The organism is Streptomyces sp. NPDC034103, from assembly GCF_055575395.1.
The window spans coordinates 63,158-85,118 of record NZ_JBVISS010000012.1; the positions used below are offsets into that span (position 1 = coordinate 63,158).

Genomic DNA, 21,961 nt, shown 5'->3' on the forward strand with positions numbered 1-21,961 from the left:
TGCCGTTGAGATCCTCCTGGCCGCAGCCGACGGCGCCCGAAGCTGACCCTCTCCGTATTGTCCGGCGGACCCCGCAGGGGGAGGGTCGGTGAGTACCCGGGGTCCCCGTCTCCCACCTGGAGACTCTTACGCTCTCACCGAGACCTCGAGGTACAGCCATGCCCAAGACGGCATACGTGCGCACCAAGCCGCACCTGAACATCGGCACCATGGGCCACGTCGACCACGGCAAGACCACCCTGACCGCCGCCATCACCAAGGTCCTCGCCGACCGCGGTGCCGGCACCTTCGTCCCGTTCGACCGCATCGACCGGGCCCCCGAGGAGGCCGCGCGCGGCATCACCATCAACATCGCGCACGTCGAGTACGAGACGGACACCCGGCACTACGCCCACGTGGACATGCCCGGCCACGCCGACTACGTCAAGAACATGGTCACCGGGGCCGCGCAGCTCGACGGGGCGATCCTCGTCGTCTCCGCGCTCGACGGGATCATGCCGCAGACCGCCGAACACGTGCTGCTCGCCCGGCAGGTGGGCGTCGACCACATCGTCGTCGCCCTCAACAAGGCCGACACGGGTGACGAGGAGCTCATCGACCTGGTCGAGCTGGAGGTCCGCGACCTGCTCACCTCGCACGGCTACGGCGGCGACGCGGTGCCCGTCGTCCGGGTCTCCGGGCTCAAGGCGCTGGAGGGCGACCCGAAGTGGACGGCGTCGATCGAGGCGCTGCTCGACGCGGTGGACACCTATGTGCCCATGCCGGAGCGGTACGTGGACGCACCGTTCCTGTTGTCCGTCGAGAACGTGCTCACCATCACCGGCCGGGGCACGGTCGTGACGGGTGCCGTCGAGCGGGGCACCGTCCGCGTGGGCGACCGCGTCGACGTGCTCGGCGCCGCCGTGGACACGGTGGTGACCGGGGTGGAGACGTTCGGCAAGCCCATGGAGGAGGCGCAGGCCGGGGACAACGTGGCACTGCTGCTGCGGGGCGTGCCGCGGGACGCCGTACGGCGTGGGCACGTGGTGGCCGCGCCGGGCTCGGTCGAGCCGCGACGGAGGTTCTCGGCGCAGGTGTACGTGCTGTCCGCGCGGGAGGGCGGTCGTACGACGCCCGTCTCGACGGGGTACCGGCCGCAGTTCTACATCCGGACCGCGGATGTGGTCGGGGACGTCGACCTCGGCGAGGTGGCGGTGGCCCGGCCCGGGGAGACGGTGACGATGACCGTCGAGCTGGGGCGGGACGTGCCGCTGGAGCCCGGGCTCGGTTTCGCCATCCGTGAGGGTGGACGGACCGTCGGTGCGGGGACCGTGACAGCCGTCGTGTGAGGGTGGCTGACGGGTGAGGGGGACTGCGGGGCCGTCCTGGCCGGTCGCGCAGTTCCCCGCTGTCCTCGGCCAGAAGGGTCACCGGCACAATGACCCAGTGACCGAGCCCATCCCCGTCGCCCGTGCCGTCGATCACGGGTTCGCCAAGCTCATGCCCGACGTCGACCGGAAGCGGGCCTGGCTGCTCACCGTCGACGGGGCGCCCCAGTCGTACGTCGATCTGGACGAGCCGACGCATCTGGAGTTCGAGTACGCCCGTCGCCTCGGGCATGTGCTGGACACCGTCGCGGAGCCGGGGCGGCCCCTGGACGTGCTGCACCTCGGGGGCGGGGCGCTGACGCTGCCGCGCTACCTCGCCGCCACCCGTCCCGGGTCCCGGCAGGACGTCGTGGAGGCCGATCAGGAGCTGTCGCGGTTGGTCGTGGAGCATCTGCCCCTGCCCGACGGGGCCTCGATCGCCCTGCACGGCGCCGACGCGCGGGCGTGGCTGGAGGCGGCCCCGGCCGACTCCGCGGACGTGCTGGTCGCCGATGTCTTCGGAGGCTCGCGGGTGCCCGCGCACCTCACCTCCCTCGGGTACGTCCGGGAGGCCGACCGGGTGCTGCGCGCCGGCGGCGTCTATCTGGCCAACCTCGCCGACGCGGCGCCCTTCACCTTCCTGCGGTCCCAACTGGCCACTCTGGGCACGGTGTTCCCGGAACTGGCGCTGATCGCCGAGCCGGGGGTGCTGCGGGGCCGGCGGTTCGGGAACGCCGTGGTGGTCGCCGCCCGAGAGCCCTTCGACACGGCCGCGCTCGCCCGGCTCACCGCCTCCGACGCCTTCCCCGCCCGTGTCCGGCACGGGGCCGCCCTGCGGGAGTTCACCGGCGGCGCGCTGCCCGTGCGGGACGAGGACGCCGTGCCCTCACCCGAGCCCCCCGACGGGGCGTTCGGCATCGGCTGAGACGCCCGCGGCGGACTGTGCCACCGGTTTGCTCCGCCGCCTGAGGTTGCGCACGTCCGGTACGCACAGCACCGCCGCGGTCACCACGACGACCAGCGCGGCGCAGCCCCACAGCGCGTGGGAGCGGCCGAACGCCGACTCCGCCGGACCGGCCAGCGCGGTCGCCAGCGGCACCATGGCGACGGAGCCGAACCAGTCGTACGCCGACACCCGGGAGAGCTTGTCCTCCGGGATCTCCTGATGGAGGGCGGTCATCCAGCTCACCCCGAAGACCTCCACCGTCACGCCGGTCAGGAACATCACCGCGCACAGCACCCCGGCCGACGTGGGCACCGCGAGAGCGGCCGAGGGGAGGGCCAGGGGGAAGACACCGAGGGTGCCCCAGAGCAGCAGGCGGTGTGGCCTCCAACGGGTCATCAGCAGGGCGCCGGCGACCGTGCCCGCGCCGAAGAAGCCCAGGGCCAGGCCCCAGGGACCCGCGCCGCCCAGATGGTCCCGGGCCACCAGCGGGCCGTAGACCGCGTCGGCGGCGGCCACGACCGCGTTCGCGAGCGAGAACTGTACGACGATGCCCCACAGCCATGGCCGGCTGCTGAACTCCTGCCAGCCCTCGCGGAGGTCGGCGAGCAGGCCGTCACCCGGCGTGCGGGGCGCGATATGGCTCACGTCCAGGAAGGAGCGCAGGGCGGCGGCCACCGCGAACGCCGCCGCGTCCGCCGCCAGTACCCAGCCCGGGCCGATCGCGGCGACCATCGCGCCGCCCAGCGCGGCGCCGCCCACGGTCGCCCCCTGCATGGCCATCCGGAACACCGCGAAGGCCCGGCTCGCCTGCTCGCCGGAGACCGAGGACATCAGCATCCCCTCGGCCGCCGGGCTGAAGAACGCCTGGCCGGTGCCGCCCAGCGCGGTGAGCAGCATCATCTGCCACAGCCGCGGATCCCCGGCGAGGACGAGCACCGCGAAGACGCCCTGCGACACACAGTTGAGGGCGTTCGCCGCGACCATCACCCGGTGCCGGGGGAGCCGGTCCGCGATCGCGCCCCCGATCAGCAGGAACACCACCAGCGGCAGCGTCCGCGCGGCGGCCACGAGCCCCACGTCACCGCTGTCACCGCCGGTCTCCAGGACGGCGAACGCGGCGGCGATCAGCGCGCCGTGGCTGCCGAGACCGGTGACGACCGCAGAGGCGGTCAGCAGGCTGTAGTTGCGGCCGGCCCAGTCGGGCCCGCGGCGGCGTATCGGGGCGTCGGCGGAGGTCACCGGCCGACTATCGCGCTACCGGCGCCGACTTGCCAAACGGATTCCGGCCGGTCTCGATCCTCAGCCCGTGGGCTCGCCGTACAGCCGGACCGTGCTGAGGATCTTCTGGACCGTGGCGTCCGGCACCTCGTCCCCGGTGCCCTTGACCCCGTGGAAGGTCCAGGAGACGAAGTCACCCGCGGAGTTCTTGAACGCGAACGTCGTCGCCTTGCCCTCGGTGTCGCACTTGTCCGTCTTCGCCACGCCCTTCGAGAACGTCGTGGCGACGCTTCCCTCGACACCCGACGCCGTGGTGTACGCCTTCGGTTCGCCGATGGTCAGCAGCTTCTTGGAGGCGTTCTTCTGGTCGGTGTACCCGCCGAACACCCACCACGCCGAGTCGTTGCGGGCGACGTCGTCGGTGTTCTTGGCGCCGTTCTGGCCCTTGGTGCCGACGGTGCCCAGCGCCTTGTCGCTGGTCGTGCCGTCCTTGTCGGAGTCGGACGTGCACCACTTCTCCTGGAGGTGGGCCGGCGCGGACATGCCGATGAGGACCGAGCCGTCGCCCTTCTTCTCGTCCTCGTAGCCGATGAACACGCCCGGCGACTCGACCTGCCAGTCCGCCGGGACGTCGAAGGCGGTGCCCCACTTGGGATTGACCACGACCTTCCAGCCGGCGATCGTCGCCTTCGCCCCGCCACCGCCGCGCGGGTTGTCGCCGTCGCTCGGACTCGCCGAGGTCGGTGCCTTGCTCGTGGCCGTCGGGTTCGGGTTCCCGCCGCTGTCCGCCTTGTCGTCCTCGTCGCCGCCCAGGACCAGGAAGCCGGTCACTCCGGCCGCCACGACCACGGCCAGCGCCGCGACGATCGCCACGAGCTTCGTCCGGTCGCCCCCGCCGCCGCCCTGGGGCGCCTGCGGCGGCTGGGGTATGTCCCACTGGGTCGGCTGCCCGTAGGGGTGGGGCTGCTGGTGCGGGCCCGGCTGCTGGAAGCCGGGCTGCTGGTAGGGACTGGGCTGCTGGTACCCCGGCTGCTGGTACGGGTTGTGCGGGTCCTGCGGGTTCTGCTCGCCCCCGGGCGGCTGCTGTCCTGGCCACATGGCCGGTAACCATAGAGGGGCCGGGAGGCCGGTGCCATGGGGATCCGGGACGGGTCCGAGGAGTGGGACCGGCCTGACGCCGCCTCAGCCGGTCGGCTCGCCGTGGACGCGGACCGTGCTCAGGATCTTCATGATCGTCGCGTCCGGCAGCTCGTCCTTGACCCCGGTGGCCCCGTAGAGGCTGAACGCCACGAAGTCACCGGCGGAGTTCTTGAACCCGAACGTGACGGCCTTGCCGTCGGTCGCGCACTTGCCCTTCTGGGGCGTGTTCTTCGAACGGGCCCAGGCGAGGCTGCCCTTGACGCCGGAGGCCGTGGTGTACGGCTTCGCCTTCTCGTCGAAGGTGATGCTCTTCTTGTCCGGCTGCGTGTACCCGCCGAACACCCACCACGGGACCTGGTTCACGGCCACCTCGTCGGTGTTCTTGGCGCCGTTGGCGCCCTTGGTGCCCGCCGTGGCGAGGGCGGTCTCCTCGGTGTCACCGTCCTTGTCGTCGTCGGACGTGCACCACTTCTCCTGGAGGTAGGCGGGTGCGGACATGGTGATGATGGGCTTGTCGCCGGCCTTGGCGTTGTCCTTCTCGAAGCCGATGAGCATGCCGGGTGACTCGACCTGCCAGTCCGCCGGCACGTCGAAGGCGGTGCCCCACTTGGGGTTGATGACGACCTTCCAGCCGTCGATCGTCGCCTTCTCCTCCTCACCGCCGCGCGGGTTGTCGTCCGAGCCGGACGCGGACGGGTCGGTCGACGCGGACTTCGAGGGCGGCGCCGTCTGACCGGTCTCCTTGCCCGAGCCCCCGTCCGCCTCGTCGTCCTTGTCGCCGCCGAACACGAGGAAGCCGGTCACACCGGCGGCCACGACGACGGCGAGGGCCGCCACGATCGCGGTGATCTTCGTGCGATTGCCGCCACCACCGCCACCGCCGCCGGGCTGTGGGGCCTGGGGCGTGTCCCACTGGGTGGGCTGCCCGTAGGGGCCGGGCTGCTGATAGCCGGGCTGTTGGTAGGGATTCGGCTGCTGGAATCCCGGCTGCTGGTACGGGTTGTGCGCGTCCTGCGGGTTCTGCTCGCCCCCGGGCGGCTGCTGTCCTGGCCACATGGTCAGTCACCTTAGTGGCGTGTGTGCATCGATTCGGTCACCGCCCCTTGTCAGGGCCGTACCAAGTCAGGACTCCTCGGGTGTGAGCGCCTCTGTCGTGGACGGGGATCGCGCCCCGACGCGGGCCGGAGGCGTGTCCTCGGCCCTGCCGCTCCTGTCGTCGTGGAGCACGGTTCCTGGAGGGCCGCGGGCGCCTTCCTGGCGACGAGCGGGGTGATACGACAAACATCACACCGACCTGGCCCTTTGTGGCTACCCGTGGGTAACATGCCGCCCATGAGCGCAGAGCAGATGTCCATCGGCGAGATGCTGTCCGCCACGGTGCCCATGGCCCGGACCCTGAACCTCGACTTCCTGGAGACCACGCCGGAGAAGGCCGTGGTCGCCCTCCCGGACCAGAGCGAGTACCACAACCACGTGGGAGGACCGCACGCCGGCGCGATGTTCACGCTCGGGGAGTCCGCCAGCGGCGCCATCGTCCTCGCCGCGTTCGGGGACCAGTTGGCGCGGGCCGTGCCGCTCGCGGTCAGCGCCGAGATCGCGTACCGCAAGCTCGCCATGGGTGCCGTCACCGCCACCGCGACTCTCGGCCGTCCCGCCGCCGAGGTGGTGGCCGAGCTGGACGCGGGGCAGCGTCCCGAGTTCCCGGTGGCGATCGAGATCCGGCGCGCCGACGGTGCGGTGACCGGTGAGATGACCGTGATCTGGACGCTGCGTCCCAACAACTGAGCGACATCGTTTCGCGAGGCCCCGGCCGTCTTTCGGCCGGGGCCGAGTCATGCCGTCGTACGCGCCGCGAGGTCCCGGGCCGCGAAGGGGGGAGATTTCGTGTGCCACCTGTCGCCGCGCGTCCACAACTGGGCAAGCGAGCACACCCGGTTATCGAATGTGGGTGCGGATACCGCCGGTAACTTATCTGAATTCGAAGCGTTTTGAACTTCGGTCACTCGAACTTCTTGTTTCCTGTCAATCGCGTGTGCGAAAGTGACCGCCCCGAATGACCGCACCGTACCTGACGCGGCATAGGTATGCACCAATCACGCACCTGCTTTCCGACGGACGCACATTGCCGTGCCGTCCAGCGGCTGGGAAGGAAATTGGTTCAGTGCACTCCCCATACCCCCCACGGCCTCCTTATCCGCCGCGCCCCGGATCCAGTCCGGGAGAGTCCGACCGTAATCTCGTCGCGCAATTGGACGGTGCCGAAGGGGGTGAGCGGGCGGTCGCCCTGTTGCTGGCCCGGCATTGGCGGGCCACGCACGAGTACGCGGTCATCTGCCTCGCCTCCTCCTCCGGTTCCGCGGAACTCGTCGCCGCCGCCGCTTTCCACCGTTTGTTCGCCCACGCCAACGGCGGTGCCGTGCGACCCCAACTACTGGCATCCGTACGGGACACGGTGAAGGAGTGGTCCGGGCAGCACCGGATTTCCGCTGTACTGCCAGAGTTGGGCAAACCGACCGGGGGCCGCGGACTGCGTGCGGCGCGGGGCGTGACGCCCGAAAGGCGAAAGCTCGCCGAGCACGCATTCCGTGCCCTTCCGGGAGCCTCACAAACTCTGTTGTGGCATGTCGAGGTCGAGGCCGAGCACATATCCGTACCGGCCGGTCTCCTGGGGGTCGACGTCGCCCGCGCGGCGGCCGCCCTGGAACAGGCCCGCGACCAATTGCGGGAGGGCTGTGTACGGGCCCACCGGGAACTCGCGCCCTCGAAGGATTGCCGCTTCTACAACCGTCTCCTGGATGTCCCGATGCGCCGCGGGGGAGGTCTGCTGCCCGATGTCCAGCAGCATCTGACGGAATGCCGCTACTGCCGGCACGCCGCCGAGCAGCTGAGCCATTTCGAGGGCGGGCTCGACGTGCTGCTCGCCGAGACCGTCCTCGGCTGGGGCGCCCGCCGCTATCTCGACTCGCGGCCCGGCCGCGGCGGTTCGAACCAGTCGCCGACCACGCGCCCCCGCGCCGGCGGCCGGCACCGGCCCGCCCGCCCCGCCCGGCTCGCCCCGCCGAAACGGCAGACCAAGGCCGCGGTGGTCGTCGGCCTGACCTCCCTCACCCTGCTCGCGACCGTCCTCGTCACCAAGGGCTGGTCCGATGACAACGGTGCCCCCGACCCCCGGGTCACCTGGGGCGCCGCCAGCGGCCATGACGTCGTCCCCGGCCCCGACCCGGCGCCCTCGTCCGCGGGCTCCCCGTCGGCCGCGTTCGCGAGTGATCCCGTGGCGATCGGCCAGGGACGGCTCCGCAGCCGGGCCGACGACCTCTGCCTGGACATCCGGGGGAAGCGGGTCGACAACGGCGCCGAGACGGTTCTCGCGGTCTGCTCGTCCGCCCCGACCCAGCAGTGGTCGTACCAGGACGACGGTCTGCTGCGCAGCCTCTCCGACCCCACCCTCTGCCTCGGCTCCGACACCGTCGCGGGCTCGGTCGTCCTCGACGGGTGCCTGGTGCACGCCGGCGAGGTCCAGTACGACCTCACGGTGGGCGGCGAGATCCTGCTGCGTTGGCACAAGGGGCTGGTCCTCGCCCCCGGCCGGGACCGGGAGGTCGTGGTGGCCGAGCGGGACGGCTCCGACGACCAGGGGTGGCTGTTCGAATCGGTGGACGGCCTCACGACCGAGACGCGGAAGAAGCCGCAGACGCAGGAGAAGGACGACAAGGCAGAAGGAACGGCGGAGGAGAAGAAGGAGACGGAAGGGAAGGAAGAGACGGAAGGGAAGGAAGAGACGGGAGGCCAGGACGGCCGCCTCCTCCCGGAGGCCGTCCCCGCGTCGCCCACCGCGGAGTCCCCGGGCGCCGGGGAACCGGACGACCCCGCGCCGCAGGAGAGCGAGCCGCACCTGGCCCAGGTCGACCACCGGGACGAGCCCGAGGCCCCGGGCGGCGCGGTCGAGGTGCCGATCGTGGACACGGCCGTCGCCGCCGTCGCATCCGTCCTGCACTGACAGGGGGCCGCCTTGCCCGAGGCGGCCCCCTGTCAGGTTCCTGCCGGCATCCGGCCGATTCCTGTGGGACGCCGCCGGGTCCCGCCGACCCGGTAGGCTTCCCGGGCGTACGGGCCGACGGTCGCGTACGCCCGGGAACGCAGGGACGCGAGGAGGAACCGGCTGTGCACGTCCAGGAATGGCTCGAGACCGTGCCCGCGGTCAGCATCTATCTGCTGGTGGGGCTGGTCATCGGCCTGGAGAGCCTGGGCATCCCGCTGCCGGGCGAGATCATCCTCGTCTCGTCCGCGCTGCTCGCCTCCCAGCACGGCGACATCGACCCGTTCATCCTCGGCGCCTGCGCCAGCGCCGGAGCGATCATCGGCGACTCCATCGGCTACGCGATCGGCCGCAAGGGCGGGCGCCCGCTGCTGGCCTGGCTGGGGAAGAAGTTCCCCCGGCACTTCAGCGAGGGGCACATCGCCACGGCGGAGCGGTCCTTCGAGAAGTGGGGCATGTGGGCCGTCTTCTTCGGCCGCTTCGTCGCCCTGCTGCGGATCTTCGCGGGCCCGCTCGCGGGTGTGCTGCGGATGCCGTACTGGAAGTTCCTGACCGCCAACGTGCTCGGCGGGATCCTGTGGGCGGGCGGTACGACGGCCGTCATCTACTACGTCGGTGTCGTCGCCGAGTCCTGGCTGAAGCGGTTCTCGTGGCTGGGGCTGGTGCTCGCCGTGCTCATCGGCCTGACGTCGATGATGGTGTTGAAGCGCAAGGCCAAGAAGGCGACCGAGCAGCGGCAGGCGGCCGAGCCGGAACCGGTGCCGGCCGCCGACTGAGCCTCACGCCGTGCCGTGCACCTCGTCGTGCGCCTTCGCCAGGTCCGCGTAGAGCGTGCCGTTCAGCGTGACGCCCTGACGCTCCTCCTCCGACAGCTCCCGCCGCACCTTCGCCGGGACCCCGGCGACCAGTGACCCCGGCGGCACCCGCATCCCCTGCGGGACCAGCGCCTGCGCCGCGACCAGCGAACCCGCGCCGATCACCGCGCCGTTGAGGACGGTCGCGCCCATCCCGATGAGGCAGTCGTCCTCGACCGTCGCCCCGTGCACCACCGCGTTGTGCCCCACCGACACCCGCTCGCCGATGGTCACGGGGAACCCCGGATCGGCGTGCAGCGTGCAGTTGTCCTGAATGTTGCTGCGCGCTCCGACGGAGATCCGCTCGACGTCGCCGCGTGCCACCGCGCCGTACCAGAGGCTCGCGCCCGCCTCCAGGGTCACGTCCCCGATCACCGAGGCCGTGGGTGCCACGAAGGCCTCCTCGTGGACCTTCGGTTCCCGGCCGCCGATGCCGATGATCAACGCCTTGTGCGTCATCGCCCTCTCCTCGTCGTCGCCAACCCCCGCACGGTACGCCACCCACGTGGGGCGAAGATCACAGGCCCGCGCGCTCATCGCGCCCGCGCACTCTGAGTACGGTGACCTCGTGCCGAAGAAGAACACGTTCTCATCCTGGCGTCGCGGCCTCACCCAGCGTGCCGTCCACGCGGGCTGGGCCTGGGTGCAGCGCACCGGGTCCGTGACCGCCGAACACCCCGGACGGTTCCGCTTCGGCGCGCTGGGCGAGCACACCCGGCTCGCGTTCCCGCTCGGCACGGTCTTCGGGGAGCCGTGGATCCAGGTGGGCTCGCACTGCATCGTCGGCGAGCAGGTCACGCTGACCGCCGGACTGATGCCCGACCTCGACCTGGGTCCGGAGCCGATCCTGCGCATCGGGGACGGTGTCGTCCTCGGCCGCGGCAGCCATGTCATCGCGGACACGACGGTCACCATCGGCAGCGACTGCTACTTCGGGCCGTACGTCTACGTGACCTCCACGAACCACTCCTACGACGATCCGCACGAGCCCATCGGCAAGCAGTGGCCGCGGATGGAGCCGGTGGAGATCGGCTCGGGCTGCTGGATCGGCACCGGTGCGGTGATCCTGCCGGGCGCCCGGATCGGGCGGAACGTGGTCGTCGCGGCGGGTGCGGTGGTGCGCGGCGCGGTGCCGGACCACGCCGTGGTCGCGGGGGCGCCCGCCCGGGTCGTCCGGCGGTGGACCGCCGAGGCGGGCTGGCAGCCTCCGCTGCGGACCCCGGCGCCGGTGCCGATTCCGGAGGGGGTCACACCGCAGCAGCTGAACGCGCTGGCGGGGCTGGACGAGGAGAGCGTGGCGAGACTCGCCGAGCTGGACTGAGTCAGCCGGTCGCCAGCAGCAGCGTGCCGATCAGGGCCAGGCCGGCGCCGACCGCCTGGACCGCCCGCAGCCGTTCGCTGAGGAAACCGCGCGCGGCGAGGGCGGTCACCACCGGGTACAGCGAGGCGAGCACCGCGGCGACGGTGACCGGGCCGAGCCGGGCGGCGATCGCGTAACTGCCGTTGGCGGCGACGTCGGCGAGGCCGACGAAGGCCAGCGCCGGAAGGGCGGTCCAGGGGAAGCCGTCCGTGGGGAGGACGACGGCACCCCTGCGGGCGGTGGCGTACAGGGCGGTGCCACCCGCGACGACGTTGGTCACGCGCTGTACGAAGAGCGCGAGGAACAGGCCGGTGACGGTGGTCGAGGCCGCCGCGATCAGCGCGAGGACGGCACCGAAGCACAGGGCCGCGACCAGGGTGAGCACAATGGCCTGGCGCTGCACGGGGGCGCCCCGGAGCTGGGGGCCACCGGCGAGGACGACACCGACGACGGCGACCGCGATGCCCGCGACCTGGGTCAGGCCGGGGCGCTCACCGAGGAACAGGCCGACGCCGATCGGGACGGCGACGGCGAGGGTGCCGAGTGGGGAGACGACGCCCATGGGGCCGAGGGCGAGCGCCTTGTAGAAGCACATCAGGCCGAGCGGGCCGACCAGACCGGCGCCGACCGCGAACCACAGCCGGGGGCCGGTCTCGCTCCAGCCGCCGGTGGCGAGCACGACCACCGCGAGCGCGACCGCCGCGATGGCCTGCGAGACGACCACCACCGTGAGTGCCGGGACGCGTCGGGTGAGCAGTCCGCCGCCGAAGTCGGCCAGGCCCCACAGGAGGCTGGTGGCCAGGGCGAAGAGTGCTGTCACGGCGTGCCTCGCAGTACAGTTCGGTGGATGATCGGGTGCACCCGACAATAGTTCAGTCAGTTGGACTTCGGATACAGAATATTGGACTTAGAGTGTCGGATCTCGACCTGTTGACCCAGTCGCTGGCGCGCAACGTCAAGCGCTGGCGCACCGAGCGCGGCTTCACCCTGGACGCGCTCGCCGCCCGGGCCGGGGTCAGCCGCGGCATGCTGATCCAGATCGAGCAGGCCCGCACCAACCCGAGCCTGGGCACGGTCGTGAAGATCGGTGACGCGCTCGGGGTCAGCATCACCACCCTGCTCGACTACGAGCAGGGCCCGCGCGTGCGGGTCGTCCCGCCCGAGCAGGTGGTGCGGCTGTGGCACACCGACGCGGGCAGCTACAGCCGGCTCCTGGCGGGTGCGGAGGCCCCGGGCCCGCTGGAGATGTGGGACTGGCGGCTCATGCCCGGCGAGAGCAGCAGCTCCGATCCGCACCCCGTCGGCACGGTCGAGATCGCCCATGTCTCGGCGGGCGAACTGACCCTCACGGTGGAGGGTGTGCCGCACCGCGTCCCGGCGGGGTCGAGCGTGACCTTCGAGGCGGGCGCCGCGCACACCTACGCCAACCAGGGCGAGATCCCCATGGAGATGGTCCTCGCGGTCTCGGTCCCGGCGGCGCCCTGAGACCCGGGCCGGCCACCACCGCGCGGCTGTTAGCGTGCGGCCATGGACGCACCGATCGGACACTTCGACCACGCCCGCCCCGCCCCCGACTGCCTCGACGAGCTGACGACCCCGGTCGCCGACGCCGTACGCCGCTGGAGCGGCAGCGTCCCCGCCGACCAGATCGTCTACGTCGACACCGACCCGCAGTGGGCCGACACGACCGTCTTCGTCCAGCACTACGGCCAGGAGCTGCTGGAGCAGTCCGCGAACTGTGTCGTCGTCGCGGGCAAGCGCGGCGGTGAGTCCCAACTGGCCGCCTGCGTCGTGCTGTCCACCACCCGCGTCGACGTCAACGGTGTCGTACGCCGCCAACTCGGCGCCCGCAAGGCCTCCTTCGCCTCGATGGACACGGCGACGGGGGAGACCGGCATGGAGTACGGCGGCATCACCCCGGTCGGACTGCCCGCGCACTGGCCGCTGTTGGTCGACTCGGCCGTCGTGGACCTGCCGTACGTGCTGGTGGGCAGCGGACGGCGGCGCGGCAAGCTGCTGGTGCCGGGCAAGGCGTTCGCGGAGCTGCCCGGCGCGGTCGTGCTGGAAGGACTCGGTGTGGCCCTCGGTTCCTGAGGTCAGGCCGAGTGGTGGGCCAGGGTGAGGTGCGGGTCCTCCTCGCCCGGCAGCGGAGCGGGGTCGGCGTGCACCAGGGCGGCGGTCAGGCGCGGCACGGCGTGCAGCAGCGCGTGCTCCGCCGCCACGGCGACGGCATGGGCCTGACGTACCGTCGCGTCGCCGTCCACCACCACCGCGACCTCGGCCCGCAGCCGGTGGCCGATCCAGCGCAACCGCAACTCGCCCACCCCGCGCACCCCTTCGACCTCCCGCAGGGCCTGCTCGGCACGGTCCACGAGAGCCGGGTCGACCGCGTCCATCAGCCGCCGGAACACCTCGCGTGCCGCGTCCCGGAGCACGAGGACGATCGCTGCGGTGATCGCCAACCCCACGACGGGGTCGGCCAGTTGCCAGCCCAGGGCCGCCCCGCCCGCACCGATCAGCACCGCCAGTGACGTGAACCCGTCCGTGCGGGCGTGCAGTCCGTCGGCGACCAGCGCGGCCGAGCCGATGTCCCGGCCGACCCGGATCCGGTACCGCGCCACCCACTCGTTGCCCGCGAAACCGACGAGCGCGGCGACGGCGACCGCCGGGACGTGGTGCACGGGACGCGGGTCCAGGAGCCGCTCGATCGCCGTCCACCCGGCGAAGGCCGCCGACGCGGCGATCGTCAGCACGATCACGATCCCCGCGAGGTCCTCGGCCCGCCCGTACCCGTAGGTGAAGCGCCGGGTCGCCGCACGTCGGCCGAGCACGAACGCGATTCCCAGCGGTACGGCCGTCAGCGCGTCCGCGGCGTTGTGCACGGTGTCCCCGAGCAGCGCGACCGACCCGGAGACCGCCACCACGGCCGCCTGCGCGAGCGCCGTCACGCCGAGTACCGCGAGCGAGACCCACAGGGCACGCATACCGCGGGCCGAGGACTCCAGGGCGGAGTCGACCTTGTCGGCGCTCTCGTGGGAGTGGGGCTTCAGGAGGTGGCCGAGGCGATGGCGCGGGCCGGACCGGCGGTCGTACCCGTGGTGATGGTGGTGCTCGTGGTGGTGCCGGTCGCTCACGACGTTCCCCTCCCGCAGGGCGATGGTGGACGGTGCGCGTCCATGACGCCATTATGTGCGTATGAGCGCACGCATGCACCTGTCACCTGCGCACGATGCGCACCCGCGCACCCCGGGCGAGGAACAGCTCGCCCTCGCCGCCGAACTCCTCGCGCTGCTCGGCGACCGCACCCGCCTGACACTCCTGCACGCCCTGACGGCAGGGGAGGCCGACGTCACGACCCTCACCGAGGCGTGCGGAGCCGCCCGCCCGGCCGTCAGCCAGCACCTGGCGCGGCTGCGGCTGGCGGGTCTGGTGAACACGCGGAAAGAGGGGCGGCGGGTCATCTACGCACTGCGGGACGGCCACCTGCGCCGCCTCGTGGACGAGGCGCTGAACGTGGCCGACCACCGGCTCAGCGACCGGCCCGTGCACGACTGACCCCAGGTCAGTAGTGCGCGCCCTTGCCCAGGTACTGCTCGGCGAAGGTCTCCGCCGCGGCCGGGGAGCCGAACAGGCGGCGCAGCCGGGCCAGGCTGGTGCCCGCGCGGTAGGGATCCCCGGACGAGGCGCCGTGGTAGATGCCGGAGAGCCACTGGGAGAACTCCTGGTAGTCCCAGACCCGGCCGAGGCACGCGGCCGAGTAGCCGCTCAGGCCGGTGGTGTCGCCCTTGGCGAGGTAGGCCAGGAGCGCGTCGGCGAGCAGGAAGGCGTCGTGCAGCGCGAGGTTCACGCCCTTCGCCGCGATGGGCGCGGTCAGATGGGCCGCGTCGCCCGCGAGGAAGAGACGCCCGAACACCATGGGCTCGACCACATAGCTGTGCATGTCCAGCACGCGCTTCTCGATCAACCGGCCCTCGGTGAGCGGCGGTGCGCCCGCCGCCCCCAGCCGTTCGCGCAGCTCGGACCAGACACGTTCGTGCGACCAGTTCCCCGGGTCGTCGCCCGGCGGGCACTCCAGGTAGTAGCGGGTCACCCCGGGACTGCGGGCCATGTGACCGGCGAAGCCGTTCCGGTGGATGCCGAACACCACGCAGTCGTTGGAGGGCGGCGCCTCCGCGAGCAGGGCCAGTCAGCCGATGCCGTAGTCATAGCGCGAGATGTGCGCCCGGTCCGGCGTCAGCACCGTCCTGGTCACCCCGCGACCGCCGTCGCAGCCCGCCACGAACTCGCAGCGGATCAGCACGCGTTCACCCGAGGCCGGGTCCGTGTACGACACCGACGGGCGATCCGTGTCCAGGTCGTGCAGCTCGACGTCGCGCACCCCGAACCGTATGTCGCCGCCGCGCACGTCCGCGTACTCGCGCACCAGATCCGTCACCAGCAACTGCTGCGGATAGATCCAGTGATGATGACCCGTCAGCTCGGCGTACTCGAACCGGTACCGCTCCCCGCCGAACCGGAACTCGCACTCGGCGTGCCGCTGCGCCCGCTCCGGCAGGTTGCCCGCGAGACCCCGCCGCTCCAGAGCGCGGACGGCCCACTCCTCCAGGACCCCGGCACGCGGCCGCTGCTCGATGAACGCGCGGGTCTCGCTCTCCAGGACCACGCAGTCGACGGAGGCGGCCCGCAGGATGTTCCCGAGCGTCAGCCCCGCGGGCCCGGCGCCCACGATGACGACCGGACCGCTCCGCACGTCACCGGAGTTGAGGTGGGGGGAGGCGAAAGTCATCCGAGCATTATGTCCGCGCCCTGTCGCGCCCGGGAACCGAGTACCGTGGAAATCCGGGTGGCCGTGCGGTGCCCGGGAGCGGGGGATGCGGTGGACGGGGGCGTCACCTGGCAGCCGGCCGACTTCTACCGTCCGGTCGAGGGCGGTCTCCAGTGCACCCTGTGCCCCTTCCGCTGCCGGCTGCGCGACGGCGACACCGGCGCCTGCAAGGTCCGCCGCCGGGAGGGCGACCTGGTCCTCACCGCGACCCGCACCACCACCGTCGAGCACTGGTCGTCGGTGGAGCGCAAGCCCTTCTACCACTTCCGGCCCGGCCTGCCGCTGCTGACCCTGGCCCCGCCGGGCTGCTCCTTCCGCTGCGACTACTGCGTCAACCACCGCCTCTCCCAGTACGGCAGGGACCCGGACAGCCGCGTCAGCGCGCGCGACACCGACCCCGAGGCGCTGGTCAGGACGGCGGCCGAGCGGGGCGCGGGCATCGCCCTGTCGTACTCCGAACCCTCCCTCGCCGCCGAACTGACCCTGGAACTCGGCGCGCACGCGGCCGAGTCGGGCGTACCCGTGCTCTGGAAGAGCAACGGCTTCCTCACCCCCGAAGCCGTGCGGCGCCTCGCGCCCGTCCTCGCCGCCGTCAACGTCGATCTCAAGGCCGCCGACGAGGAACCGCACCGGCGCCTCACCGGCGCTCCGCTCGCCCCGGTCCTCGACACGCTGCGGTCGCTGCGGGCGGCGGGGGTGTGGGTTGAGGTCAGCACCCCGCTGATCCCCGGGACCAGCGCCGAGGACGAACAGCTCGGGCGGATCGCCGAGTTCGTCGCCGGACTCGGCCCCGACACCCCCTGGCACCTGGCGCGCTTCACCCCGACCTACCGAATGAGCCGCCAACGCCCCACCCCACCGGCCCGGTTGGCGCGAGCGGTACGTATCGGCCGGGCGGCCGGACTGCGGTACGTGTACGTCGAGCGGGCGCTCGGCGCCCAGGGGCGCGCCACCCGCTGCCCGGGCTGCGGTGCCGAGGTCGTCGCGCGCGGGGTGTGGGGGGAGGCCGAGAGCCGGGTGCGGGACGGGGGCTGCCCCGGATGCGGGGAGCGGATCGCCGGTGTGTGGAACGCGGACCGACTGGAGGGAAGCCGAGGATGAGTACCGAGTACCGCTTCGTGGAGGACCTGCCGGACCTGATCGACGCGTCCGAGTACGACGACCATCCCGAGGGACGGCTCGTACGGCTGCGGATCACCTGGGACGAGCAGGGCGTCGAGGTGCTGGGCGACGCCTTCCGGCCGGAGACGCTGGAGGCGCTGCTGGAGCGGATGGGGCCGGAGGCGGTGGAGCAGATGCTGTGCGGGTGACATCCCGGGGAAGGTGTCCGTCGGGAGCCGCCGACTGAGGACTACCTGCTTCACAGCCGCCCCAGGATGCGCGTGAGCACCCGCCGCAGCTCCTCCCCGTGCGGCTCCGGGGCGAGCACCCAGGTGTCCGGACCGTCGGGCGGCACCGGGTGGTGCGGATAGTGGACCCGCAGGGTCAGCGCGCCGGGCAGGGGCAGCCGGGGCTCGTGGGCGTGGGTCAGGAGGAGGGTGCGGGGCTCGCCCGAGTCCGTCGCGGCCAGGTCGCGCGCCGCCGCCCGGGCCAGACCCGCCGCCCGCACCGGAGCCGCGGGCTCGGGCGGGACCGGCGTCCACAGGTGGCGCAGATCCCCCGCGGACGACAGCCGCAGGGGCGCGCCCAGCCCGTCCAGCCGTACCAGCGCCACCGCCCGCTCGGCCGCCAGCAGCGCCGCCGCCAGCAGGTGCGCGCACAGCCGCAGACAGCTGCCCACCTGTCCCAGGGCGGCGGCGCCCGTGTCGAGGACGAGGACGGCGTCCCGCTCGGTCCACGGCGGCCGGCCGCGCCGGGTCCGGTACAGCAGGGCGTCCTGCGCCCACAGGGCATGCAACAGCGGCGCCGGGAGGGCCAGGTGACCCGGCACGAGCCGGTCCGGCGGGCCGTGCCGGGACCACTGCGCCGGAGCCCCGGCGCTCGTCGGGCCGGGGACGTCGTCGCCGAGCGGCACCGGCAACCGCGACGGCAGGCCGGGGAGCCGGGCGGCCGCCTCCGCCGCCGAGGCCCAGGGGCCGTCCGCGAGCCGCAGCGGCAGCGCCGGGTCCTGGCACACCGCGTCCGGGCCCAACAGGGCGAGCAGCGGCAGGAGTTCGAGGTGTACCCGGTCGAGTGCGGCGGCCAGTGCCGCCCCGGTCACCGAAGGCCGCTCCGGTGGCTCACCGGTGCCGCGCAGCCCCCACTCCAGGGTCGAACGCAGTTCCTGGAGCGGGACGCCCGGCGGCGGGGCGTACCGCGCGTCCGGCGGCAGCCGGGAGGCCACCACCGCGCTGAGCGCCGGATGCGCGGCACGTGGCCAGCCGAGGTCCCGCAGCGCGCGGGCGGCCCGGCCCTGGTGCACCAGCCGCCGCCCGGGAGGCGTCGCCGGGCGCAGCAGCGCCGAGACGTCCGCGAGGGCGTCCAGCGGTACGGCGGCCTCGACCGCGGCGGCCATGGTCCCCAACTCCGCCAGATACTCGGGGGTTTCGGGCAGCGGCGGCCCGGGCTCCGCGGTCTCCTCGGAGGTCAGCACGTCCCACAGGACGCTGCGGCCGCCGCTGTACGTCGTCGCCAGCCGGCGTCCGTCGGGGGACCAGCGCACCGACCACACCGGCCCCGGCGGCGGACCGTCGGGCTCCAGGGCCGTCAGCAAGGTGCCTCGGTCCACGTCCCACACCTCGACCACCGAGGCCGTCTCGCCGGAACCCGGCACGGCGAGCAGCGAACCGTCCGGGGACCAGGCCAGGGCCGGCGCCCAGCCCCGCCCGCCGGGGGTGCCGAACTCCCGCTGCACCCGCCAGGTGAGCGTCGACCACACCACCAACGGCCCCTGTCCCGCGGGCGGGGTCGCGGCCAGCCGGCTGCCGTCCGGCGACCAGGCGACCCGGGTCGCGAACGACCCGGAGGGCAGGGCCAGCCTGCGGGCCCGTTCCAGGCGCGGCATGTGCCACAGCACCACCGCGCCGCCGGTGCCGGCCGCGAGCAGCGTCCCGTCCGGGGACCAGGCGGGGCGGCCGGTGCCCTGGGGGAGGTGCAGACTCCGCGGCGGCCGTACCGGAGCGCCCCGGGAGGTCAGGGTGTGCACGTAGAGATGGGTCGGGGCGTGTCCGGGCTCGGGCACCGCGAGGGTCGCCGTACCCTCGGCCGGCGCCGGGCACCAGGCGGGTGCCTGGCCGCCCTGGAGGACCGCGCGCACCTCACCGTCGTCCGGGGTGAGGACGGTCAGCCCTGTGAGTCCGTCACGCGAGGCGCAGGCGAGCAACTCGGGTGTGCCGGACGAGAGTTCCAGATCATGGGCGCCGCCGGGGCCGGTGGCCGCCGTGGCCGTCCTGTCCGGGCCGGACCGTCCCGGGGTGCGGGCGGTGAGGGTGCCCGGTTCCGTCTCCAGCACGCAGCGGCCGTCCCGCGCCGACCAGGCGACGGCCGGGGCCCACAGCCGGTCCCCGCCGTCGTGCAGGAGTGCCGGGCCCGCGATCCGGGGCGCGCGGTCCCGCAGGGACGGCAGCTCGCGGCCGACGGAACGGCACATCATCGCGGCCCAGCTCCGCAGCCGCACCCCGACCCGGCGTTCCGGGGGACAGGGGGCCGCGTCCGGCAGCTCCCACAGCTCCGGTCCCGCCAGTACCCGGCCGGTGGGGGACACGCTCAGGTCACGGGGGGAGGTGGCCCGGACGGGCAGGTGGGTGACGGGTTCGAGGGTGCGGTCCAGGACGAGGAGCGCCCCTTGGTCCGTGGCGGTGACCAGGAAGCGTCCCGTCCGGCTGAACCCCATGCCGACGACGGCACCGGGCATCGCGGCGGTCGCGAGCGGGCGGCCCGAGGCGCGGTCCACCAGATGGACGCCGGCCGCGTCCGCGAAGGCGAGCGCGTCCCGGTCCGGGGACCAGGCGAGCGCGGTGACGCCGCTGCGGCCGGTGCGGGGCGCGAAGTCCATCCGGACCGGCAGGACGCTCCACAACTGCAGCGCGGTGGCGGTGGCCAGGCACAACTGGCGGCCCCGCGGGTCCCAGGCCAGCGCGACCACGGGGTCCACGGTGGGCAGCGCCGACGCGGCGAGGGTGCCCCGGTGGTGGACCAGCACGCCGTCGCCGGCGCAGGCCACCCACAGGCCGTCGGGCGACACCGCGAGGGTGCGCGTGCCCGCGGGAACCGGGAACCCGTCGTCGGCGGCACCTCCGGTGTCCCCGTCGTACACCTCGACCCGGCCGCCCCGCAGCACGAACACCTCACCGCCGTCCGGCCCCCACGCCACCGCGTCCGGCGTCCCCCGCCCGGGTACCGACCACAGCACCCGCCCGGTGTCGTCACGGCAGGTCAGGGCGTGTTCGGCGAGCTGGAGGAACGCGGTGCCGTCACGGGAGAGACCGGTACAGGCGGCGTCGCCGGCGAGGGAGAGCAGACGGCGGGGGGCGGGGGTGTCGGGGGCCGGGGGCGGGGTGTCGCGTGGTGGGCTCTGAGGCGGGGTGTCGGGCGGGGGGCCCTGGGGCGGGGCCGCGGTCACGGTTCCTCCGCCGTGTGCAGCGCCGCCACCTCGTACAGCCGCGCCGCCTCCAGCAGGTCGCCCGCCGAGCGGTACGCCTCGGCCGCGCCCTCGTGGTCGCCCAGGGCACGTAGGCGGGCGGCGCGTTCGAGAGCCTCACCGGGGTCGTGTACGGCGGCCTGCCCGGTGGGGTGCGGGGCGGGGGCGGGCCCCGCCAACGACTCCAGGGCGTCCAGGAGTTCACGGCCCGCCTCGGAGAGCCCGGCGGACACCTCGACGGGTCCGGGCGGGGCCCACAGGGTCCACAGGGGGACCATCGGGGAGAGTGGGAAGCGATGCCGGCCGCCGCGTCGGCAGACCACGGCCGACTCGTCGTCCAGGGCGAAGAGACGGGCGCGGGCCGACGGCGGCAGCGGCGGTGCCAGGGTGTGCCCGGACTCCAGGAACAGGCTGCCGGGCCCGAGTCGGCGCAGCGGAACGCCGAAGGGCAGGTCACGGGCCAGTCCCACCGGCTCCAGGAGCAGATGGCACCCCGGCCCCGGCAGCAGGAACCCGGCCTCGCCCAGCGGGCGGCCCGGCAGATAGCGTCGCAGCAGAGGCAGTTCGTCGTCGTGCAGCAGCACGGCGTCCACCGAGGTGTCGGCGGTCGCGTCCGCCACGACCCGCACCTCCACCGACGGTTCGCGCGCCCCCTCCGGCAACCGGCGGGACGTGTACGGCGGTTCGGAGGGGACGCCGACCAGTTCGGCCGGGACGGGGGTGGGCGGACCGAGGGGCTCCAGCCGTAGCGCGGGCCACTCCGCGCGATCGCCGACGAGCCACAACTCCCCCTCGGGGACTGGGGAGTACAGCAAGTCGTCGGAGACGGGACAGTGCAGTCGTACGTCCAGCAGCAGCCGCTCGCAGGCCGCGACCGCACGGCACACCGAGGTGCGGGGGAGTGCGGACAGGGCCACGGTCAGGGCGTGCGGGACCGTGTCGGACCCCTCCAACACCACCAGTGTCGTGTGCCGTTCCGTCGAGTCCGTCCCCGTCAGGTACCGCACGCGGACCGCGAGTGTCGACACCTCCACGCCGAACGCGAGGGCCTGGCGGACGACCGAGGGGAGCAACTTCGGTGCGGTGAGCACATGGAGGGTGCGGTGGTCCGTGGTGCCGGGCGGGGTGAGCGGTAGCCGGGAGACGAGGTCCACCACGTCGAGCCGGGGCCAGGCCGTCACGTCGGCCGCCGTGTCCGCGAGCATCGGCCGGACCGTGGCGCCATGCAGGGTCAGCAGCTCGGTGCCGAGGGCCGGGCCGATGGCACTGAGCAGCCAGACCGCCTCGCCGCCGGGCTCCTCGTGACAGCTCCATTCCATGGCCCCCGCGCGCCGGAGCGCCTCGATGGCGCCGAGCGCCCGGTGCGGGGCCGGGAAGCGGCCGGCGACCCGCCACTCGACGGCGGGGGGCGGGGAGTACGGCACCGGCGGAATCGGTTCCGCGGCGTCCGTGGCCGGGGGACGCGCCGGGCGGACGCTGAAGCGGATGCCGTGGTCTTGCTGGCCACCGGGCGTACGGGGCGGGGGCGCGGGAGGCACCGGCACGGGTGCGGCGCGGGACGCCGGCCGGGCGACGAGCGGGGTCGGCGGAGCGGCGGTCGCGCCGTTCTCGGCGGCGCCGTTGTCGGGGTTGATCCGGTTGAGCAGCCGCCGCAGGGGGCTTTCGGGGCGGTCCATCG

At 73.3% G+C, this 21,961-nt stretch carries 19 protein-coding genes and 1 pseudogene; 11 read left to right on the forward strand and 9 right to left on the reverse strand.

Annotation, left to right across the window (positions count from 1 at the left end; translation table 11 throughout):
• Window positions 1–158: 158 nt before the first annotated feature.
• Entirely contained in the window at window positions 159–1,328 is a 1,170-nt protein-coding gene (gene tuf / locus ACZ56U_RS26590) for an elongation factor Tu (protein WP_469086489.1), read from the forward strand.
• 97 nt (window positions 1,329–1,425) lie between these two features.
• On the forward strand, window positions 1,426–2,271 hold the full coding sequence (locus ACZ56U_RS26595) for a spermidine synthase (protein ID WP_469086490.1): 846 nt from the start codon (window positions 1,426–1,428) through the stop codon (window positions 2,269–2,271).
• On the opposite strand, the gene ACZ56U_RS26600 is transcribed toward ACZ56U_RS26595, so the two are convergent.
• The 3 genes from ACZ56U_RS26600 to ACZ56U_RS26610 form a co-directional block, all read right to left on the reverse strand.
• Window positions 2,233–3,531 (reverse strand): MFS transporter, encoded by a 1,299-nt coding sequence (locus tag ACZ56U_RS26600; protein ID WP_469086491.1) that lies wholly within the window; start codon window positions 3,529–3,531, stop codon window positions 2,233–2,235. The two genes, ACZ56U_RS26595 and ACZ56U_RS26600, sit on opposite strands and share 39 nt — an antisense overlap.
• 60 nt (window positions 3,532–3,591) lie before the next feature.
• The gene (locus ACZ56U_RS26605; RefSeq protein ID WP_469086492.1) at window positions 3,592–4,608 is read right to left on the reverse strand and encodes a DUF8017 domain-containing protein; all 1,017 of its coding nucleotides are present in this window, start codon (window positions 4,606–4,608) and stop codon (window positions 3,592–3,594) included.
• Between the two features lie 84 nt (window positions 4,609–4,692).
• On the reverse strand, window positions 4,693–5,706 hold the full coding sequence (locus ACZ56U_RS26610; RefSeq protein WP_469086493.1) for a DUF8017 domain-containing protein: 1,014 nt from the start codon (window positions 5,704–5,706) through the stop codon (window positions 4,693–4,695).
• 276 nt (window positions 5,707–5,982) lie between these two features.
• On the opposite strand from ACZ56U_RS26610, the gene ACZ56U_RS26615 reads away from it, so the two are divergent.
• The 3 genes from ACZ56U_RS26615 to ACZ56U_RS26625 all read left to right on the forward strand — a co-directional run bounded on the left by ACZ56U_RS26615 (window position 5,983) and on the right by ACZ56U_RS26625 (window position 9,462).
• Complete coding sequence (locus ACZ56U_RS26615) at window positions 5,983–6,435, forward strand: DUF4442 domain-containing protein (RefSeq protein ID WP_469086494.1); 453 nt, start codon at window positions 5,983–5,985, stop codon at window positions 6,433–6,435.
• A 463-nt stretch (window positions 6,436–6,898) separates the two neighbouring features.
• On the forward strand, window positions 6,899–8,647 hold the full coding sequence (locus tag ACZ56U_RS26620) for an RICIN domain-containing protein (RefSeq protein ID WP_469086495.1): 1,749 nt from the start codon (window positions 6,899–6,901) through the stop codon (window positions 8,645–8,647).
• A 164-nt stretch (window positions 8,648–8,811) separates the two neighbouring features.
• A complete protein-coding gene (locus ACZ56U_RS26625) occupies window positions 8,812–9,462 on the forward strand; it encodes a DedA family protein (RefSeq protein WP_469086496.1) in 651 nt (216 codons plus the stop codon).
• A gap of 3 nt (window positions 9,463–9,465) precedes the next feature.
• Here the strand turns inward: ACZ56U_RS26625 and ACZ56U_RS26630 are convergent, their stop codons facing one another.
• The gene (locus ACZ56U_RS26630) at window positions 9,466–9,999 is read right to left on the reverse strand and encodes a gamma carbonic anhydrase family protein (protein ID WP_469086497.1); all 534 of its coding nucleotides are present in this window, start codon (window positions 9,997–9,999) and stop codon (window positions 9,466–9,468) included.
• A gap of 109 nt (window positions 10,000–10,108) precedes the next feature.
• Between ACZ56U_RS26630 and ACZ56U_RS26635 the strand changes: the two genes are divergently transcribed.
• Window positions 10,109–10,861 carry an acyltransferase gene (locus ACZ56U_RS26635; RefSeq protein WP_469086498.1) on the forward strand — a complete coding sequence of 251 codons (753 nt, stop codon included), beginning with the start codon at window positions 10,109–10,111 and terminating at the stop codon, window positions 10,859–10,861.
• Window position 10,862: 1 nt separating this feature from the next.
• Here the strand turns inward: ACZ56U_RS26635 and ACZ56U_RS26640 are convergent, their stop codons facing one another.
• Entirely contained in the window at window positions 10,863–11,720 is an 858-nt protein-coding gene (locus ACZ56U_RS26640; RefSeq protein ID WP_469086499.1) for an EamA family transporter, read from the reverse strand.
• A 92-nt stretch (window positions 11,721–11,812) separates the two neighbouring features.
• Between ACZ56U_RS26640 and ACZ56U_RS26645 the strand changes: the two genes are divergently transcribed.
• Together ACZ56U_RS26645 and ACZ56U_RS26650 are read left to right on the forward strand one after the other, a co-directional pair.
• Window positions 11,813–12,385: a helix-turn-helix domain-containing protein gene (locus ACZ56U_RS26645; RefSeq protein ID WP_469086500.1), complete on the forward strand. Its 573-nt coding sequence runs from the start codon at window positions 11,813–11,815 to the stop codon at window positions 12,383–12,385.
• A 42-nt stretch (window positions 12,386–12,427) separates the two neighbouring features.
• Window positions 12,428–12,994, forward strand: coding sequence for a YbaK/EbsC family protein (locus ACZ56U_RS26650; protein ID WP_469086501.1), 567 nt, complete (start codon window positions 12,428–12,430; stop codon window positions 12,992–12,994).
• A gap of 2 nt (window positions 12,995–12,996) precedes the next feature.
• Here the strand turns inward: ACZ56U_RS26650 and ACZ56U_RS26655 are convergent, their stop codons facing one another.
• Window positions 12,997–14,034 (reverse strand): cation diffusion facilitator family transporter, encoded by a 1,038-nt coding sequence (locus ACZ56U_RS26655; RefSeq protein WP_469086502.1) that lies wholly within the window; start codon window positions 14,032–14,034, stop codon window positions 12,997–12,999.
• Between the two features lie 61 nt (window positions 14,035–14,095).
• Between ACZ56U_RS26655 and ACZ56U_RS26660 the strand changes: the two genes are divergently transcribed.
• Window positions 14,096–14,455, forward strand: a complete 360-nt coding sequence (locus ACZ56U_RS26660; protein WP_469086503.1) for an ArsR/SmtB family transcription factor — start codon at window positions 14,096–14,098, stop codon at window positions 14,453–14,455.
• Window positions 14,456–14,462: 7 nt separating this feature from the next.
• Here ACZ56U_RS26660 and ACZ56U_RS26665 read toward each other — a convergent pair.
• A pseudogene (locus ACZ56U_RS26665) lies at window positions 14,463–15,686 on the reverse strand (4-hydroxybenzoate 3-monooxygenase).
• Between the two features lie 90 nt (window positions 15,687–15,776).
• Between ACZ56U_RS26665 and amrS the strand changes: the two are divergent.
• Window positions 15,777–16,826 carry an AmmeMemoRadiSam system radical SAM enzyme gene (gene amrS, locus ACZ56U_RS26670; protein ID WP_469086504.1) on the forward strand — a complete coding sequence of 350 codons (1,050 nt, stop codon included), beginning with the start codon at window positions 15,777–15,779 and terminating at the stop codon, window positions 16,824–16,826.
• Window positions 16,823–17,035: a radical SAM-modified peptide, FtsH ternary system-associated gene (locus tag ACZ56U_RS26675; protein WP_469086505.1), complete on the forward strand. Its 213-nt coding sequence runs from the start codon at window positions 16,823–16,825 to the stop codon at window positions 17,033–17,035. Before amrS ends, ACZ56U_RS26675 begins: the two co-directional genes overlap by 4 nt.
• A 50-nt stretch (window positions 17,036–17,085) precedes the next feature.
• Here ACZ56U_RS26675 and ACZ56U_RS26680 read toward each other — a convergent pair whose 3' ends face one another.
• Entirely contained in the window at window positions 17,086–20,265 is a 3,180-nt protein-coding gene (locus ACZ56U_RS26680) for a hypothetical protein (protein ID WP_469086506.1), read from the reverse strand.
• Window positions 20,262–21,959: a hypothetical protein gene (locus ACZ56U_RS26685; RefSeq protein ID WP_469086507.1), complete on the reverse strand. Its 1,698-nt coding sequence runs from the start codon at window positions 21,957–21,959 to the stop codon at window positions 20,262–20,264. Before ACZ56U_RS26685 ends, ACZ56U_RS26680 begins: the two co-directional genes overlap by 4 nt.
• Window positions 21,960–21,961: the final 2 nt, after the last annotated feature.